This window comes from Brevibacillus agri, assembly GCF_004117055.1.
Taxonomy (GTDB): domain Bacteria; phylum Bacillota; class Bacilli; order Brevibacillales; family Brevibacillaceae; genus Brevibacillus; species Brevibacillus agri.
Map to the genome: position 1 here is coordinate 3,930,380 of NZ_CP026363.1, position 17,498 is coordinate 3,947,877.

General features: G+C 54.2%; 17 protein-coding genes and 1 pseudogene. 2 read left to right on the top strand and 16 right to left on the bottom strand.

The genetic code is table 11. The annotated features are described in order from the left end of the window. Positions 1-103 precede the first annotated feature (103 nt). Entirely contained in the window at positions 104-688 is a 585-nt protein-coding gene (locus BA6348_RS19360) for an HD-GYP domain-containing protein (RefSeq protein WP_081414796.1), read from the bottom strand. A 123-nt stretch (positions 689-811) separates the two neighbouring features. Here BA6348_RS19360 and BA6348_RS19365 point away from each other — a divergent pair, with 123 nt between their 5' ends. Continuing rightward, complete coding sequence (locus BA6348_RS19365) at positions 812-1,735, top strand: tyrosine-type recombinase/integrase (protein ID WP_051353982.1); 924 nt, start codon at positions 812-814, stop codon at positions 1,733-1,735. Positions 1,736-2,271: 536 nt separating this feature from the next. Here BA6348_RS19365 and BA6348_RS19370 read toward each other — a convergent pair. The 7 genes from BA6348_RS19370 to BA6348_RS19395 all read right to left on the bottom strand — a co-directional run bounded on the left by BA6348_RS19370 (position 2,272) and on the right by BA6348_RS19395 (position 7,116). Continuing rightward, the gene (locus BA6348_RS19370; protein ID WP_026558410.1) at positions 2,272-2,685 is read right to left on the bottom strand and encodes a DUF4183 domain-containing protein; all 414 of its coding nucleotides are present in this window, start codon (positions 2,683-2,685) and stop codon (positions 2,272-2,274) included. Between the two features lie 230 nt (positions 2,686-2,915). Next, positions 2,916-3,200 carry a DUF4183 domain-containing protein gene (locus BA6348_RS19375; RefSeq protein WP_005832515.1) on the bottom strand — a complete coding sequence of 95 codons (285 nt, stop codon included), beginning with the start codon at positions 3,198-3,200 and terminating at the stop codon, positions 2,916-2,918. Positions 3,201-3,591: 391 nt separating this feature from the next. Continuing rightward, complete coding sequence (locus BA6348_RS19380) at positions 3,592-4,011, bottom strand: immunity 22 family protein (protein ID WP_005832514.1); 420 nt, start codon at positions 4,009-4,011, stop codon at positions 3,592-3,594. Continuing rightward, positions 4,008-4,424 carry a hypothetical protein gene (locus BA6348_RS27440; RefSeq protein WP_007782264.1) on the bottom strand — a complete coding sequence of 139 codons (417 nt, stop codon included), beginning with the start codon at positions 4,422-4,424 and terminating at the stop codon, positions 4,008-4,010. The genes BA6348_RS19380 and BA6348_RS27440 overlap by 4 nt, the downstream gene beginning before the upstream one ends. Next, positions 4,373-5,002: an SMI1/KNR4 family protein gene (locus BA6348_RS19385; RefSeq protein ID WP_007782266.1), complete on the bottom strand. Its 630-nt coding sequence runs from the start codon at positions 5,000-5,002 to the stop codon at positions 4,373-4,375. The genes BA6348_RS27440 and BA6348_RS19385 overlap by 52 nt, the downstream gene beginning before the upstream one ends. A 277-nt stretch (positions 5,003-5,279) precedes the next feature. Further along, positions 5,280-5,846: a GNAT family N-acetyltransferase gene (locus BA6348_RS19390; protein ID WP_122952982.1), complete on the bottom strand. Its 567-nt coding sequence runs from the start codon at positions 5,844-5,846 to the stop codon at positions 5,280-5,282. Positions 5,847-6,051: 205 nt separating this feature from the next. After that, entirely contained in the window at positions 6,052-7,116 is a 1,065-nt protein-coding gene (locus BA6348_RS19395; RefSeq protein WP_122952981.1) for an HD-GYP domain-containing protein, read from the bottom strand. A gap of 260 nt (positions 7,117-7,376) precedes the next feature. Between BA6348_RS19395 and BA6348_RS27445 the strand changes: the two are divergent. Next, positions 7,377-7,598, top strand: a pseudogene (locus BA6348_RS27445) (Mov34/MPN/PAD-1 family protein); the annotation flags it as partial. Positions 7,599-7,689: 91 nt separating this feature from the next. Here BA6348_RS27445 and BA6348_RS19405 read toward each other — a convergent pair. The 8 genes from BA6348_RS19405 to BA6348_RS19440 all read right to left on the bottom strand — a co-directional run bounded on the left by BA6348_RS19405 (position 7,690) and on the right by BA6348_RS19440 (position 17,323). After that, on the bottom strand, positions 7,690-9,519 hold the full coding sequence (locus tag BA6348_RS19405; protein WP_122952984.1) for a peptidoglycan D,D-transpeptidase FtsI family protein: 1,830 nt from the start codon (positions 9,517-9,519) through the stop codon (positions 7,690-7,692). A gap of 120 nt (positions 9,520-9,639) precedes the next feature. Next, the gene (udk, locus tag BA6348_RS19410; protein WP_005832508.1) at positions 9,640-10,281 is read right to left on the bottom strand and encodes a uridine kinase; all 642 of its coding nucleotides are present in this window, start codon (positions 10,279-10,281) and stop codon (positions 9,640-9,642) included. A 42-nt stretch (positions 10,282-10,323) separates the two neighbouring features. Further along, entirely contained in the window at positions 10,324-10,968 is a 645-nt protein-coding gene (locus BA6348_RS19415) for an O-methyltransferase (protein ID WP_005832506.1), read from the bottom strand. 71 nt (positions 10,969-11,039) lie between these two features. After that, positions 11,040-12,140 (bottom strand): endolytic transglycosylase MltG, encoded by a 1,101-nt coding sequence (gene mltG, locus BA6348_RS19420; protein ID WP_025847111.1) that lies wholly within the window; start codon positions 12,138-12,140, stop codon positions 11,040-11,042. A 188-nt stretch (positions 12,141-12,328) separates the two neighbouring features. Beyond that, positions 12,329-13,666, bottom strand: coding sequence for a GntP family permease (locus BA6348_RS19425; RefSeq protein ID WP_122952980.1), 1,338 nt, complete (start codon positions 13,664-13,666; stop codon positions 12,329-12,331). A 12-nt stretch (positions 13,667-13,678) separates the two neighbouring features. Continuing rightward, positions 13,679-14,872: an iron-containing alcohol dehydrogenase gene (locus BA6348_RS19430; protein ID WP_007782289.1), complete on the bottom strand. Its 1,194-nt coding sequence runs from the start codon at positions 14,870-14,872 to the stop codon at positions 13,679-13,681. A 65-nt stretch (positions 14,873-14,937) separates the two neighbouring features. Beyond that, the gene (locus BA6348_RS19435; RefSeq protein ID WP_005832498.1) at positions 14,938-16,398 is read right to left on the bottom strand and encodes a CoA-acylating methylmalonate-semialdehyde dehydrogenase; all 1,461 of its coding nucleotides are present in this window, start codon (positions 16,396-16,398) and stop codon (positions 14,938-14,940) included. 25 nt (positions 16,399-16,423) lie between these two features. Further along, positions 16,424-17,323, bottom strand: a complete 900-nt coding sequence (locus BA6348_RS19440; RefSeq protein ID WP_005832496.1) for an NAD(P)-dependent oxidoreductase — start codon at positions 17,321-17,323, stop codon at positions 16,424-16,426. Between the last annotated feature and the right edge of the window lie 175 nt (positions 17,324-17,498).

A 17,498-nucleotide genomic window follows, 5' to 3' on the forward strand; every position in this document is an offset into this window, starting at 1 on the left:
AAACTTCCATTGTTTCACCCCCTAGGTATATTCACTCAACCAAGGAATGCGGATTCGGATAGAAGATACGGCAGATCATGCCAAGAAAAGATACTGTCTGTTTTTAACATTCATGAGTATGGTACAGCTCAATAAAGTGCGATTCACACATTTGTAGAAATACAGTCAAATAATACGGATCAAATTGCGTGTTTCGACTTTTCCACAACTCTGTTTTGGCATCCGCGAACGAAATGCTTTTACGGTAAGGGCGATCCGAAACCATGCAGTCGAACGCATCCAATATGGAACAAATTCTGGCGTAGAATGGGATGTCACTGCCAATCAAACCGAATGGGTAACCCGTTCCATCCAGACGTTCATGATGGTAGAGAACCGAACTGGTAACATCCTGGTTGGTGATGCCCTCCTTCTGTAAAAATTCGTTTCCCCATATCGGATGTTGCTTAATTAATTCCCATTCATTTTGGGACAGTGCGGAGGATTTTCTTAAAATGGATTTTGGAACAAAAATTTTACCGATATCGTGCAAGGAGCATCCCAGTACAAGTTTTTGCGATTGCTCTTGATTTAAATTTAATTCTGCGGCCATTCGTCTTGCCATATTACTAACGCGAATACTGTGATGATAAGTAGTCGAATCGTGCAACCATAATTTGTGCAGCCAACTTGCGATACGCTGATTCAATAGGATGTCCCTCCATTAAAGATAATGTTGACAGGACCCATATTGTTTTGTAACTTATTGCCTTAAGTGCCATACACACAATTTCGCACAACTGAACTTGTACGACATCAGGAGGGACAAAAAATGAAACATGGTATCGTGGGGCCAATTGAGAAAGAGCAAGATGAGTTGACGGACGAAGAAATTGTCAGTATGTTTTTGGCAACATATCAACACTCAAAAAACACGTTGCGAAATTATAAGTACGCGATTGAACGATTTCAAAAATTCATCGGTAAAAAAAGGCTTAATGAAGTTACTTGGAGGGATGTCGAACTTTATAAACTGAGTCTGCTCAAGAGGGATGAAAACAATAATCGCCAATATGCCACAGCGACAATCTCCGTATTACTGGCTCCGCTTCGTTCTCTTTATAAGTGGGGGAATAGTGTCAATATTAATTGTTTTACCCACGATCCGGCAGCATGCATCAAAAAACCGAAAGTTTCAAATAACAGCAGGCGGCATTTTTTAACGAAACATGAGGTTGTAATGATATTACAGCAATTAAACACCATGGGGCTTCGCAATTATGTCATCGGCTTGACTTTGGTTTTGCTTGGTCTGAGAGTTTCCGAATTGGTTTCTATGGAATGGGACGATTTTCATTCGGATCCCATGGGAACTTCCATTTGGTTGACCGTGCTTAATGGAAAAGGTCGGAAAGAACGGGAGGTGAAAGTACCCGAGATGCTCTGGAACCTGCTTTGTTCATACCGTATGGAAGATAGAAGAAGTGGCAAAGTTTTTCCGATTACCTCCCGTCAGGTTGAACGAATCATCGAGATCGCCCGTAAAAAAGCGAATTTTTCCAAGAAGGTAACCCCCCACTGGTTGCGGCACACCAATGCAACCTTGGCTTTGTTGAACGGGGCGTCCCTTCAACAGGTGCAACAGACTCTGGGGCATTCCCGCATCAATACGACACAACGTTATATACATACAGTGGAGCAAATCAAAAAAGCAGCTCCGGATTTTGTCGAAGATTGCCTGAAGGAAGTACTCTAGTGTGCAAGTTGAACAACATACTCTCTAAAAAGAAAATGATTGAAAATAATTGTTTTTTCATGGTATATTTGGATCGATATTTGCAGAATTTTGTCTTAATATGTCGTACAAGTTCAGTTGTGCGACATTAATAATGATAATTATATTATCATTATCCCAATTAGCGGTAAATTCATACATAATTCGCCAAGATATCATTATCCGTAAGATAATCTCCATTCTCTTGAGACTGGCTTTGAGCCGCACACATCAATACTTACCCGTTTCGCTTACCTGTTTATATAATAAAGTATCTGTTTGTAGAGTAGAGAACTGAAACGAGTTCTGGCGACCTGAAGGTCGCCAGAACTCGTTTCAGTTCTCCCTCATCAAACCGTACGTGAGGTGGATCGGCTACACTGAATTCCTTCAGCACAAGGGAAAGCGCCGCGTTGATTTATGTGGGCGAATACCCGTAAGTGCAAGTACCAACGGAAAAACGGGCTCTGCCTCCTGGCGGGCTTGCCTTTGGCTTTTCGTTCCTTTACATCCCAGTTTCAGGAAGTTGCAATTTGGATAAACTGCAAAATAATCGGGACGCCTTGGGAGGGTACCTCGCTCAGAACCAGCAGCCCGTTTTGCACGACATAGCTGTTGGGCGGTTGCAAAATCCCGTTGATGAACAAATTGACGATCGAAACCGACTGCTGTCCGAGAATCCCTGAGGTGCTGAGCTGTGGCACGGCATCCGCGTCGGTGTACACATTTTTTTGTCCATCGGAAAACGTCGTGTATTGATAAATCGTGGTGGTCAGCAGTCCTGGCGTGCACGGACACGGCGGGCAAGGGGGGCAGGTAGGGCACGGCTGTCCCGGAAAAATGTCTGGACATCCCAAAGGCATGAGCTGATAGCGCACATTTAGGGAGTACGTCCGATTGGCGGCGCTGCACTGGATGTTTCTTTGCTGCAAAACTTTTCCCTCCTCTCTATACGAATGATGCGTGCGTTTTTGCGGCTGCCGGTTCACCTCCAAAGCTTTCCATGCGTAACTCGGCTAAGCTGTTTTTGGTCCAACGAGAACGGGCAAAAAAGGAGCGTGCGCCACTTCTCCCCCCCATGTCAGACAGTCTGGCGACGGAACGAGAGTACCCCAGGCATGTACAATCGCCTGGGGCTTCCCGTTTGAGTGGATCTCTTGTTTTAGTTGACGACGAATTCAACCAAGACAGGTGTCCCCGCATTCTCAGCGTCGCCATCCGGGATCGTGATAGTGGTTGTGCTGATGGTGGACGTGTTTCCTGGCTGCAGGACGCCGTTGATGTAGAGATTGTAGAAGGCAAAGGTACTTGGGAATGCAGTAGCCGCAGTACCCGCATCTGTACTGAACTCGGTTGCTGCAATCGCAAAAGTGGCTCCTGTACCTGTTCCGGCTCCCATCGTCGAGGTGAAGCGCAGAGACGTCATAAATGGTTTGATGATTGGCATGCACACCAACTCCTCATGTAAAGTTCCTAAGGAAAAAACCTTACAATACATATCAAATGAACGAATCTGCGTTCCCGAAACGGACAAACATCATCTGGGAGGACGTATATTTTATCGGTTTCGAACCTGCACACCGTGTATTTATCTGCGTTGCCAGAACAACGCAGCCAGACGGAATGAGCCCTATTCGAAACAAAAGATAATCTAGGCTCCTTCTTGCTAGAAAAGTGCCCCCTCTTGCCTTGCTGCCCTTTCGGCACCTCTCTTCAATAGAAAAAAGGCAATAGCGCGTCTGTTCCCAAACGTTAGCCTTCTGCTTCCCCTTTATGACTCAACCTCTCCCCAGCTTGAAAAATAGAAAAAGCGCCCGCACTCAGCCGGACGCCCCTGCTCATTCCTCATATTCGATTGTCGCCAACAGCTCCACAAGCCCATCGCCTACGTGCTGCTCACCCGTCAGCGCAAACAAAGCTTCATTCACAGTCCCGTAGTTGGTCACTTGCCCGTAGAGCAAAATAACTGTCGGAAAACGGGCAATCTCCCCGGACAGGTTCGGCGGAATTTTTTCGGCAAAACTCTCCCCGGCGGATACGCACTCGCGCTGCAAATAAGCCAAAAACGCTGCCCGCTCCTCTACCTGCGCCACCGCGTGCACCTCGAAAAAATCTTCGTCAACCCAATCCAGCCCTGCGGCGGCCATAAATCCGGACGGGATCACGTCCCCGTCCTCCGTGTACTCAGGCTGCAGGAAAGACTGCAGCTCTTCGTCCGTCTGCAAGGTCGTTCCCCAAATCGCAACGACATGCTTCATTCCCCGTTCCCCTCCTGCCCGACATGATCTGCCTCCACTCCCGGCCTCTTCGTCCAACTCCGCAAGAACGAGCGGCAGCCCTTCTGCTTCCGGCAGGGCAGGCACGCTGCGGTCAAATAAGCCCGCTGGCTGCCAGACACGAGCTTTTCTCCTTCCTGCGGCTTCCACAGCGAACGAACCCAGCCCGCAGCATTGGCTCCCTGCGTTTCCGCCAAAAGCTCGCACCATGGCTCCCTTCCGGAAAAGGTCTTTTCCTGCGCGATTTTCGTCACCCATGCTTGCAAAATGCTGTCCGGCGCATACTGGCGAAACGCCACCCGGACGCGTTCGTCCCCTGCTCCGTGCATCGCGGCGTATTCGATCAGCCAGGAAAAGTCAGTAGCCGCTTCTTCCAGCGAACGCTCTGCAGCCACCGCTTCCAGCTTTCTGCGTTGTGCCCGTGCACATCCAGGCCATCCGCTCCGGCAAACGGCTCGTAGTTCCAGCTCTCTGCCCCGATACACCCAAGCGCTGTCACCCGGTCGACAAATGCCGTGAAGCTTTGCCCGAGCAAAAGAAACTCGCCTGTCTCATGCCCCCAGGCATACACGGGCGGATCGTCTGCGCCAGCTCGCAAATCCAGCAGCAGCATGTCGCCATTGCCTCCTGTGTGGAAGCAAAGATACCGCTGCTCGTCGCTCGGGTCTTCCTCGTCGCCAAAATAAGGCCACTCGAAGCCGTCCAGGCTCCAGCCGAGATCCCCGCTGAGGGAAAAAGGCTCGCCCGTTCTCGCTGGCAACGACCAGCCAACCTGGACGCGACTCGTCCCCGCAAGCAAAATCCGGCGAATGGCCGCAGGCAACCTGATCCCCAGCCGCGCTTCCGCCTCTGCGACTTGCTCTGGCACAGCAGGCGGCCCGATGATGAGCGGCCAAATACGCGCCCCTTGTCTTTCCATGTCCGTCATAAGCGTTTTCCACGCGTGAACCCACTTTTCCATCTGCTCGCGCATTCAGGCAGCTCCTTTTTGTCCATGCTTGACTTGACCTGCTTTTTCTTATTGTTACGAATGTAGCCGTCGATTTTCAATCTTCCAAAGAACCAATTTCAACCAAATTTTCCACGCTAACATGCTCAAAACTTGGCTGGCCCCATGCTGACCGTACCTGTCGTCCCCAACCGCCACTTACCAATCACTCCAGCCGCTCCATCTCCCCATGCCACCGCACACCCGCATGCAAAAAAACGTTTCCTTCGAATCGGAAACGTTTTTTCTACACCGGCACGATCTATACCGGCACTAATACGCTTTTAACCATATGGCGGAATTGATGTCCGCTCACCTTTACCGTCCCGTCCTGGCGATAGCCCAATGCTTCGTAGAGCTGGCGCGCACGCGGATTTTCCTCGTCCACCAAAAGGGCGATGCGGTCATGGCGGCGCTGGATTGCCTCCTGCTCGAACGCTGCCAGCAGCTTTTTGCCGATCCCTCTGCCCCTCTTGTCCGAGCGCACCGCTATCGAATCGAGGTAAAACTCATCGTCGCGCGCTTCCTTGACCAGCGCGGGAGCTACGCCCGTCCGCTTTTGGACAAACTCGACAAACGGCCGATCGAGCGCTTCGGTCTGGCTGCCATGATAAAACAGCGCCAGTCCCATTGGCTCGTCTCCTTCCATGGCAATGACGGCATTTTCGTAGCTGAGCCGATTTTGTTGCTGCGCGAAAAACTGCGCCATCAGCGAAATGGCCTCGTCAGCCTCCGTCGCTCCCGTCAAGGTGTACGCGATATCTCCAATGGCTTCATAAATCAGCGGTGCCGCAAATGCTGCATCTCTCGGTTCCGCTTTACGTATCATGGTACTCTCTCCTTGCGTGTACTGTACGTGTCCATGCGCCGTCCCCTAAACAGACGGCTGCGAAAGGCGACCCGTTTTTTTGCTGGCCAAAGCCAACATCAGTCTCATTGTGGCACACTTTGCGCCCAAGGTCGAGCTACCCGCACAACTGTCACAAATTGGCAACAAAGAAACCGCTCTCACATAGAGAGCGGTCTGTCTACGCCTACCCGATCATTTTTTCAATCGTCAGCTTGCGCTCGTAACGCAAATCGAGAAACTCGCCGCTGCGCCGCACCAATGGCCGCATCGGCTCGTCCTGGTGAATCAGAATTATTTCGACCTCTTCCCCGCTGCTCAGGCGCGCCCTCGCCCCGACGTACAGCAAAGCGATGTAGCGCACAAAAACCGAGACCACCTCAATGTTCAACAGCCCGTTGCAAGCTTCCTTCCACAGAAGCTGCGCCGCCTCGAACGGAGAAGTTCTGCCTTTGTAGACCCGGTCGGAGCAAATCGCGTCGAACATGTCGGCGATCGCCAAAACCTGGCACTCCAGCGGTATCTCGTCGCCTTTTCGCTGTTCAGGATACCCGGAGCCATCCAGCCGCTCGTGGTGAAGCAGCGCGCAGAGCGCCAGCTTCTCTGAGCCGCCTTCCATCTTGCGAATCATGTCGTAGCCGTAAGTCGTGTGCTTTTTCATGATCGCAAATTCTTCCTCTGTCAGCTTGTCCGGCTTGAGCAGCACTTCCTTGGGAATGCGCATTTTTCCCACGTCATGCAAAAATCCTGCGTTCCCCATAAACGTCACCTGCTGCTCGTCCCACTTCAACAGCCGGGCGATCAGCGAACACAGAATACCTACGTTCAACGAATGCCGATATGTATAACTGTCCGCCCCTTCCAACACGTACAGGGAACGAAACAGTCCCAGATGCTTCGTCGATTTTTCCAGCACATTCGCAAAAATTTGCGAAAACTGCTCCAGACTGCCCACCTTGTCCTGCTGCAGTTGATCGAAAAGCAGCCGCGTCTGGTCCAAGGCTTGTACGTAAGCGGCGACAGTCTCCGCGTCAGCCTCCAACTGGAATAATTGTGTAGAAACCTGCTCCCCCGTTCCTTCCGTCCAGGTTTGCACGACCGCAACCTCTCGCACTCGCTGTTTCAGAAGAATATGTACATGTGCAGCCGTAATCGTCGTATTCTTTCCCAGCAGCAAAACTCCGCTGTTGGAGTAAAGATCCTCTGCTAATACTTGCCCAATCAGTTTGTGATCGACGGGTGCCGTAGGCATACAATCAACCTTTCCAGTCATGTATTTTCCTAAATTATAGAAAGGAAGGGGAAGAGTTACAATCTTTTTTTCGACAATTGTCATGATTTCGCGAGCGGGACGTTCTGCTTGCGCCGCACATACGATATAGAGCGAATGCTAGCGGTGATTTCAAGGAGGGAACGCGTTTCATGACGACACTGTACATCACGCCAAAGGCATGGAAACAGATCGAACAGACTGTACGAAAAAAACCCTCGCTGGAAACAGGAGGGATCATGATGGGATATCCGCTCGGGGATGAAAAGTGGGTCGTGACGTTTGCCAGCGACCCGGGGCCAAATGCGATTCATCAGCCGCACTCGATCTTTTTCGATGATGACTACTTGAAAAGGCTCGTCCGCAAGCTGAGCCGAAACCGCCAGTGGCAGTACATCGGCGATTGGCATAGCCACACGATCAAGCGGCTGTCCCCGAGCAAAGGGGACAAACGAACCATCTGGGCAAAAGCTTCGCAATCCGTGTACATGTCTTCCTCCCCGCTGATGCTGATTGTCGGGCTTGGCAAGCGCAATCAGCTTCAGGCGCGCGGGTTCATTCTCGGGAATACCCTGCGCGAAGTTGGGAAGATCGAGCTGTATAATCGGCAAGCTCATCGACAGCCCGGCGAAAAAGCTCCATCGCCTGGTTCTTCCCCCAGCTTGGCTGGTTCTCTGATACGACACAGATCGCATAGCGCGGCTCCTCCAAAGGAGCGTAGCCGACAAACCAAAGGTGATTTTTGGAATCGCTTGTACTCCCTGTCTGGGCGGTCCCGCTCTTCCCGGCAACCTGCCAGGAAGAATCCAGCAGTATTTGGCCGGTCCCATCTGTAACGACCTTGCGCATCATTTTGCGCAGCTTGCTCGCTGTCACATAGTCGATTCCGGCGGCAGAGAGCTTCTGCTCCGGAAACTGGTAGAACGGCTGTCCGTTTCGATAAGCAATTTCCTTGACCAGACGTACCTGCGCGGGTTGGCCGCCGCGCAGGATCGTCACCATCATGTTCGCCGCCTGCAGCGGAGTAATCCGCACATCGCGCTGGCCGATTGCGCTCTGGATCAAGACGCCCTCGTCGCTGTAGGAGACATCCTTCGCAAACACACGGCCGCTTTCTTCGCCATCGAGCTGCTTGAATCCATCCAGCTTGAACAGATGCGCAGTTGCATGCCCCACCTGAGCGGTCAAGCCCAGTCTCCGGGCGTACTCCTCCAGCTTTTCTGAGCCGACTCTTTTCGCAATTTCCGCAAAAGCGATGTTGCACGACTCGGCGTAAGCCTCCTCCATCGTGACGCTGCCGTGCCCTTCCTTTTTCCAGCAGGAAAAATGGTACTTGCCGTACTCGCCCGTACACGTAAACCGCTCCGTAGGGGAAATCACGCCTTCCGCCAAGGCGGCAGCGGCTACCACCGTCTTGAAGACAGAGCCTGGCGGCAACTGCTTGAACGCCCTGTTTTTCCACTCGCCGGCTTGGCCGCCTACATTCGTCTGGTCGTAGCTTGGCCGGCTGACAGCGGCGAGAATATCGGCGTTTTGCGCATCCAGGACGACGACGCTGCCTTCCCGCAGGCCGACCTGATCTGCCGCCGCCTCCATTCGCCGCTGAATGTCCACATCGAGCGTGGTCGACAGCGAAAGCGGGTAATATTGATTGCTAGGCTTCGTATAGCGAATGTCCAGTCCGCGCAGCGGCTTGCCCTGGCCGTCGACGTAGTAGGACAAGACCGACGGCTCCACTCCTTGCAAAAAGCGGTCAAAGCTTCTTTCCAGCCCGGATGCGCCAACGGTAGATTCCGCATTCATTTTGCCGCTCGCCCATTCGTCCGGGTAGAGCGTCTCGACCATGCCAGGATTTTTGTGAATGAAGCCGATCAGATGCTTGGCCACTTCGTCTGTGCGGTAGCGCTCCGTCACCGCCAATGCTACTACACCGGGAATCGCAAGCGCGTTGATTTCGTCTGCCTGCTTTTGGGTAAGCTCGATCAGCTTGCCTGTTTCGCTGCGCAGAAGCAGCGGGACCTTTGCTTTTTCCATCGTCTCGGACAGCCGTTCTTTTGGCTGGCCTGTAATTTCCGCCAGCCTGGCAAGCCCTTCTGTCCCTTCCAGGCTGCCGCGGGCAAGCGGAAACAAAATCAGGGCGAGATGCTCTACGCCTGTAAACGCATAGCCGCCGCGATCCAAAATATCTCCGCGGCCGCTGTGCAGCACAAAGCTTTGCTGCCGTTGCTTCACCGAAGCTTTCACCAAGTCGATTCCGCGCCGGGAAAAGCGATGGGGCGCGCCGAGCTGTATCCACCACAGCCGGGCAATCAGCCCTACCCAGAGTAGCGTCATCGCCATCAACACGAGAAAATGCCGTCGTTTGATCCGTCGATCAAGCTGCATGCCGTTTCCCTCCCCGCCCTTTTTTTCCCAGTATTGCCGGAATCGCCGGGCGAGAAACTTTTCCATGCAAAAAACACACTGCAACTGGCAGTGTGCTTTCGTTCAAAACCGGATTGGATGCTACAGCCTGGCTGGCTGCTGTTTTTCCAACAGGATGTTTTTGATTTTCGTCGACAAAAGATCGAGTGCCACGCGGTTGTATCCGCCCTCGGGAATGATGACATCCGCATAGCGCTTGGTCGGCTCGATGAACTGCAGGTGCATCGGACGCACAACATTCAAATATTGATTGACCACAGAATCCAGCGAACGGCCGCGCTCCTCGATATCGCGCACGATCCGGCGAACGATGCGCACATCCGCATCCGTGTCGACAAACACCTTGATATCCATAAGATTGCGAATCCGCTCGTCTTCTAAAATCAGCATCCCTTCGAGAATGATGACGTCCTTCGGGTCTACCTGGATTTGCTCGCTCTTGCGGTTGTGCACCTTGAAATCGTAAATCGGCTTTTGGATCGCCCGTCCTTGCAGCAGTTCCTGCAAGTGGTGCAAAAGCAGATCGTTGTCAAATGCAAGCGGATGGTCGTAATTCGTCAAGGCGCGCTCTTCTATACTCAGATGGCTCTGATCCTTGTAGTACGAATCTTGCTCGATCATCGTCACGCTATCGTTGCGGAACTGGTGATACAGCTCCTTTGCCACCGTGGTCTTTCCCGAACCACTGCCTCCTGCTACCCCAATCAATACGGGGTTACCCATGCCACATGTCCCCTTCCTCATGCTGCTTCTAACGAAATCACCCTACGGCTGCATGCGTTTCTTCAAGCTGACAGCCAGTCCGTCCCCTACTGGTATGAACGTCGTCTCCAAATCCGGCCGCTCTGCCAAATGCGCGTTGAAGGCGAGCAGCTTGTCCACCATCGGCCGTTGTCTTTTGCCTGCCTCGTCTGGCGTCGCCACCAATCCGCGGAACAGGACGTTGTCGCTGATGACAAGTCCCCCCTCCCGGAGCAGGGGCAAGTACAAATCGAGAAACGCCCGATACTGTCCTTTGGCCGCGTCGATAAACAGGCAGTCAAACTGATAGGAATCAGGCAGTCCAAGCGTCGCGTCGCGCAACAGGATTTCAACCCGGTCCGCGCAGCCCGCTTCCGCTACATTGGCCCGTGCCCGCGCCAGACGTTCTTCATCTATGTCCATCGTGACAATCCGCGCCTGTGGTGCTGCTTCGGCAAGCCAAATGGTCGAATAGCCGATCGCTGTACCTACCTCCAAAATCGATTGGGGGCGATGCAGCAAAAGCAGCATTCTCATCACCTGAGCGGAAGCAAGCTGAACGATCGGAATATTTTCTTCGGCAGCTTCCTGTTCCAGTCGCGCCAGAAGCGGCGATCGCGCCGGAACCAGGCCCGACACGTAGTCGTCGATTGCGGGATTGGTTATCATGATTTCACTCCTCTTTCGTTACAACCGCATTATTATAGCATACCTCGCCAAAAAGAACAGAGGAAACCTGGTTAGTTTCCCCTGCTTTTTGCATCATTTGCGTTGTGCTCAGAAAGTGTTTTGGAGAAGTAATGCTCCGAGGTTCCGTCTTTTTTCGTGACGTAGAAAAAGTAGTCGTGCTGTGCGGGATTGACAACCGCTTCCAGTGAGGCTCTGCCCGGATTGGCAATCGGTCCCGGCGGCAAGCCCGGGTTCAGGTACGTGTTGTACGGGCTTTTCACCTTCAAATCTTCATACGTCAGCCGATCGCGTTGCTTGCCCAAAATAAACTGCACGGTGGCGTCGGCCTGCAGCGGCCATTTATCGCGGATGCGGTTGTAGTACACGCCGGCGACGAGCGGCCGCTCCTTGTCTACCGTCACTTCCCGTTCCACGATGGAAGCGAGGCTGACCGCCTCATCGAGCGTCAGTCCGCGCTGTTTGAGCTGCTCTGTCCACTGCGGCTGCCATACTTTCTCGAATTGGGCCAGCATCCGCGAGACGACTTCATGCGCAGTGGCGTCCTTGTCCACCTCGTACGTCTCCGGGAACAAATACCCTTCGAGACGGTGCTTGCGATCCTTGTTTTTCGGAATCTGCGCCACAAATTCGTACTCCGGAAATTCTCCTTCGTTCACTTCTTTCAGAAAAGCTGCTTTCTCGACAATGCCTTCCTTGTCCAGATGTTCGGCAATCTGCTCAATGTTCCAGCCTTCCGGGATGGTAAAACGCGCTGCGTTCACTACCGTTTTTCCCTCTGCCATCGCCGTGAGCATATCGTCAATGGCTTGTCCTGTTGTAAACTGGTACTCGCCTGCCTTCAGTTGCGGGGCCACGCCTTTGTACTTCACGTAGTACTGGAACAGATCGGCATTGCGGATCAGCCCTTGCTCTTCCAGCAATCTGCCGATTTCCCGCACGGAAGAACCAGTGGGAATCGTCACGTTTTTGGCCGTTTGCGGTCCGTCTACGGGTTGCAGTCCTTCGTACACATACCACGCTGCTCCCCCGGCAGCCACGATGGCGATGAGAAACAAGGCTACCAGCCACATGACAATCCGGCCGCCTCTCCTGCGCCGGTACGCAGCAGGTCTGTCTGATCTGAAATCAGGCTTCGCTGACATTGGTTTCAAGCTAGAAATCCTCCCTTTAGGGTCTCTTCTCTCCATCCTGTCTATTATACAAGAGCTGTCATTCGCTGTCACTGCATACGGTTTTTTGGCGAAAAAAGACAAAAGATCAGGAATGGTAGCGAAAACTCTCCACTCAAAAAAAGCGCTGCCCGGTAGCAGCGCTTGCAGCACACTTTTGAACTTTTCTCTCAAGTAAACATCATGTACAAAACGATAGCCAGGCAAAGGACGGCAAACGGGATGACGACACTCAACACAAAAATCGGTCGATAGGCCCGCTGATGGGTTTCATGGCAGACCGCGCGCACAGTCGTCACGATGTATCCGTTATGCGGCAGCGAGTCGAGAGCGCCGGAAGCGAGCGCAGAGATGCGATGCATGGCTCCCGGGTCCAGACCTTGGCTCATGTAGATCGGCGCCAAAATCGGCAGGGCGATGCCCAAGCCACCGGAGGCAGAGCCTGTGATCGCGGCAATCAGCGTGACAGACAGGCCCAGACTCACGTATTCCAGGCCCTCCAGCCCCACGAGCGTATCCACAATCGCGCTAAAAGCAGGGACCTTCGCCGCCACAGCTCCGAAGCCGACGACCGCGCACGTATTGGCCGTGGCGATCAGGGCGTTTTCTGTCCCTTTGGCAAACATCGCCCAGTAATGTCTCGCGTATTTGTTCATCAGCACAAGCCCGGCGAATATCCCGATCAAAAGCGCGATCAAAACGGCGGAAGTAGTGGAAATGTAAGAGGACAATAGGTTGAGCGCTGTGACAACGAGGACGAGCGGAGCTATTGCCAGCAAAATAGGCGGCAGCTTCGTCTCGGCTGCTTCTGCGGCGGTCGCCGCGACTTCCTCGTTTGCCGAGCCGGCTGCTTTCGGGTCGTACGTATATCCGAAGCCTTCGCCGCTTTTCACCGCTTTCGCAACGGCGCGGCTCAAGTAAAGCCCGCCAGACACCATCAGCAACAGCGCCATCGCGACGCCGATCCAGCCGCCCGCCCCAGGCGTCGTCCCGAAAAACTGGGTCGGAATCAAGTTTTGAATTTCCGGCGAGCCGGGGGACGTCATCGTGAACGTAATCGAGCCGAAGACGAGCGCGGCGGGAATGAACCGATGCGGAAGGTCGGCTTCCTTGAACAAGGCTACCGCAATCGGATAGACAGAAAAGGCGACGATAAATACGCTGACGCCCCCATACGTCATGATCGCGCACGCCGCCACGACAGCGAAAACGGCCCGACCCGCTCCGAGCTTTCGCCGTACCCAGTCGGCGATCGCTTTCGCTGCCTGCGTGTCCTCCATCACTTTTCCGAAAACAGCGCCGAGCAGAAACGTCAAAAACCACGATTTAAAAAAGCCCGTGAACCCGTCCATGTAATGGGTCGACATCGCTTCTTCCAGTCCCAGCCCGCCGCTTGCCGCCACCACTGCAGCGCACACGATGGCCGCGACGATGATGTTGATGCCGCGCATCGTCAAAAAGATGAGCAGACCTAATCCAATTATCAAGCCGAAAAAGCTGAGCAGCATGCCCTCATCTCCTCACGCATTTTGTAGCTTGCCGCGAAAATCGTAGTCATAGGCAATGTGATACAGCCGGACAATCTCCTCAACTGTAGGAATTTTCGGATTATTACCCGGACTTCCGCTCGCCAAAGCGTCCACAGCCATCTTGGGCGCGGCCTTCTGGAAGGCCTGCTGGTCAATTCCCCAATGGCGCAAGCTCGGAATGTGCAAATCGAGGCACAAGCTCTTGATCTCTTCGATTGTCGCTTCTGCCGCCTGCTCGTCAGAAAGCGCTTTGATTTCCGGCTGCATCAGCCTTCCGATTTCGGCGAGCCTGCCCACTGCCGCCTCTTTTGTATAGGCCAGCACGGCAGGCAAGAGCATCGCGTTTGAGATGCCGTGCGGGACGTGGAAAACGGCTCCGATCGGCCGGGACATGCCGTGCACGAGCGCGACAGACGCATTGGAAAAGGCGGCGCCAGCCAGCATCGAGGCAAACGCCATCTTGTCCCGGGCCTCGAAGTCCGCTCCGTCTTCGTACGCGCGCCGCAAATGGGTGGCGATCAGCTCAATCGCCGTCCTTGCCCATATGTCGGTAGCTGGCTGGGCGCGCCGGGAGAGGTAGGCTTCAATCGCATGGCAGAGGGCATCAATTCCTGTCGCTGCCGTAACATTCGGCGGGCAGGACACGCTCAACAGCGGATCGACAATCGCCGCGTGCGGCAGCAGCGCGGGGTCTGCGAGCATCATTTTCACCTGGCGGGCCGTATCGGTAATGACGGTCATTTTCGTCACTTCCGAGCCTGTGCCTGCGGTCGTCGGCACGGCAATCAGCGGCAGCGGCTTATTGACAACCGTTTTGGCTTTGGCGACGTACTCCGCGATCTGCCCTTCATTGGTCATCAGCAAAGCGACTGCTTTTGCCGTATCGAGGCAGCTCCCGCCCCCTACGGCCACAATCACGTCGCACCGTTCGTCCCGGCAGAGGGCCAGCGCTTCCGCGAGATGAATGTCCGTCGGCTCTGAATCCACTTTCGCATAGGTGACGCAAACGAGGCCCTGCGCCTGCAAGTGCTCTTCGCAGGCAGCTACATTGCCCACCTTTTCCATCACCGGATCGCTAATCAACAATGCTTTTTGCCCCAGTCGCCGCGCTTCCTGGCCGACCTCGGCAAAGCTTCCTTGCCCGTAGACGATGCGCTGCGGCATCAACAGTTCATGAAACGCCATGACGGCTCCCTCCTTGAATGGGGGCAAACGCTGCGCTCGCCCCCTGATCCGTTTCTTTAGACAAATCAGAACCAGCGGGCGGTCACCGTTTTTTTGCGGGTGAAAAACTGGACGCCATCTGTTCCGTTCGTCCCCAAATCCCCGTAAAACGACGCTTTGTTGCCAGCAAAGGTGAAAAACGCCATCGGCGCAGGCACGTTGACATTCACGCCAATCATGCCCGCATCAATATTTTCGCGGAAATGGCGCACGTTTTCGCCAGAGGTGGTGTAGAGTACGGCTCCATTGGCAAAATTCGATTTGTTCGCCAGCTCGATCGCTTCATCCAGGCTTTTCACCCGGACGATGCTCAAGACCGGGGCAAAGATTTCGTCCTGCCAAATCTTCATCTCCGGCGTGACCCCTTCAAAAATGGTCGCCCCGAGGTAGTAGCCGTCCGGCAGCTCCTGCATCACGCTTCTGCCATCAAGCAGCAGGCTTGCTTCTTGCTCTTCGCCGCTCTCGATATAGCTGAGCGCCCGCTTGCGGTGCGAATCGCGAATGAGCGGAGCGATAAAAGCCGATTCGTCCAGCGTATCGCCTGCCAAAAGCTGCTTCGCCTCCTCTACGAGACGGGCGATAAACGCATCGGCAATATCCTCCATGACACACACGACAGAAGTTGCCATGCATCGCTCTCCGGCACTGCCAAAAGCCCCGTTGATGATTCCTTGCACGGTTTTCTCCAGGTGGCAGTCGGACATGACTACCGCGTGATTTTTCGCCCCGGCGAGAGCCTGGACCCGCTTGCCATTGGCTGCTCCGGTTTTGTAGACGTACTCCGCCACTGGCTGGGAGCCGACGAAAGAAATCGCTTTGATGGCGGGATGCTCCAAAATGCCGTTGACGACGTCGTGGGCGCCGTGCACCATGTTCAGCACCCCTTTTGGCAGACCTGCTTCCATCATCAGCTCTACCAGCTTTTCAGCCAAAAGCGGCGTGCGCTCGGACGGCTTCAGCACAAAGGTGTTGCCGCATGCGAGAGCGAGCGGGAACATCCACAGCGGAATCATCATCGGGAAGTTGAACGGCGTAATGCCAGCCACTACCCCAAGCGGGTAACGGTACGTGACCCCTTCGATGCCCGTGGCAATTTCCGGCAGCGCCTGCCCCATCATCAGCGTAGGAGTCGCGGTAGCCACTTCCAGCGCCTCAATGCCGCGCTGCACCTCTCCGCGCGAGTCTTTGATGTTTTTGCCGTTTTCTTTCGTAATGATGACCGCCAACTCTTCGGCGTGCTCCACCAGCAACTGATGGTAGCGGTACAAAATGCGCGTGCGGTTGGGCACAGGCGTTTTTCGCCACCAGGTGTACGCTTCCTCCGCCGCCTTCACCGCCGCCTCCAGGTCTTCGCGGGAAGACAGGGGGACTTCGGCAATCACTTGCCCCGTGGCCGGATTGATAACCGCTTCGAAGCGATCGGAGCTGGACGGAATCCACTCGCCGTTAATAAAGTTGCGGATGCGTTTGACCGCTGTTGTCGTCATGAAAAACTCTCCTCTCCGTAAATGGTTACGATTGAACCGCGCTTTGCGACTGGCAGATGTAGGCGTACAGGGCAGCCATATCCTGCTCGCCAAAGCCGGCTTCCTGCGACTGCTCGTAAATCGCGAGCAGCTCGGCCGTGATCGGCAAGGACAGGCCGGACTGCTGCGCCATCTCCTGGGCGATCCGCAAGTCTTTCAGCAGCAAATTCAACGAGAAATGGGGCGCGAAATCGTTGGGGGCAATGAAGCTTTTGTAATTGCGCTCGTAGATGCGACTCTGCCCGTAGCTGACATTCAAAATGTCAAACAACAGGTCGAGGTCGAGGCCCATCTGCTTTGCCAGCGCCACCCCTTCGCTGACCGCAGACGTGTAAAAGCCGATCAGCAAATTGTTGATGAGTTTGACCGCCGTGCCGCTGTCCACTCGTTCCCCGACGTGAAAAATATTTTGGCCGAGCGCCATAAAAACCGGATAGACGCTGTCGTACAGCTCCTTCGGGCCGCCGACCATAATCGTCAACGTCCTGTTTTTCGCCCCGACAACCCCGCCGCTGACAGGGGCGGCCAAATACCCGATTCCCTTTGCCTGGCTCGCCCGTGCCAGCCGCTCGTTCAACTGGGGCGTTACTGTGCTCGTATCGACTACAGTCTGTCCGGCCCGCGCATGTTCCAGGATGCCGTCCAGGCCTGTAAAAACGCTTTCAACAATGTCCGGCGAAGGCAGGCTGGTGAGAATGACGTCTGTTTTTTGCACGACCTCCGCGACCGTCAAGCCCGTCTTTCCGCCGACGGCTGCAAATTCCAGCTCCGCCTTCGCATTGACGTCGAAGCCGTACACTTCATAGCCCGCTTGTACCAAATTGGTCGCCATGGGCATTCCCATATTGCCAAGACCGATGATGCCGATTACAGGTGTATCCGCCATATACTTCCCCCTCTGTCATTTGTTCGCGCTGGCAGCGGTTGCGAAAAGTTTCCTTGACGAAGCTGGCATTCCCAAGCCTGAAGCCGCCGAAAGTCCCCGCTTCCCCCGGAGCGCAAGCGCTCCTTTTTGACTATCGTTATCTAGCACATTGCATGCCAGCAGACGATGATGTTGC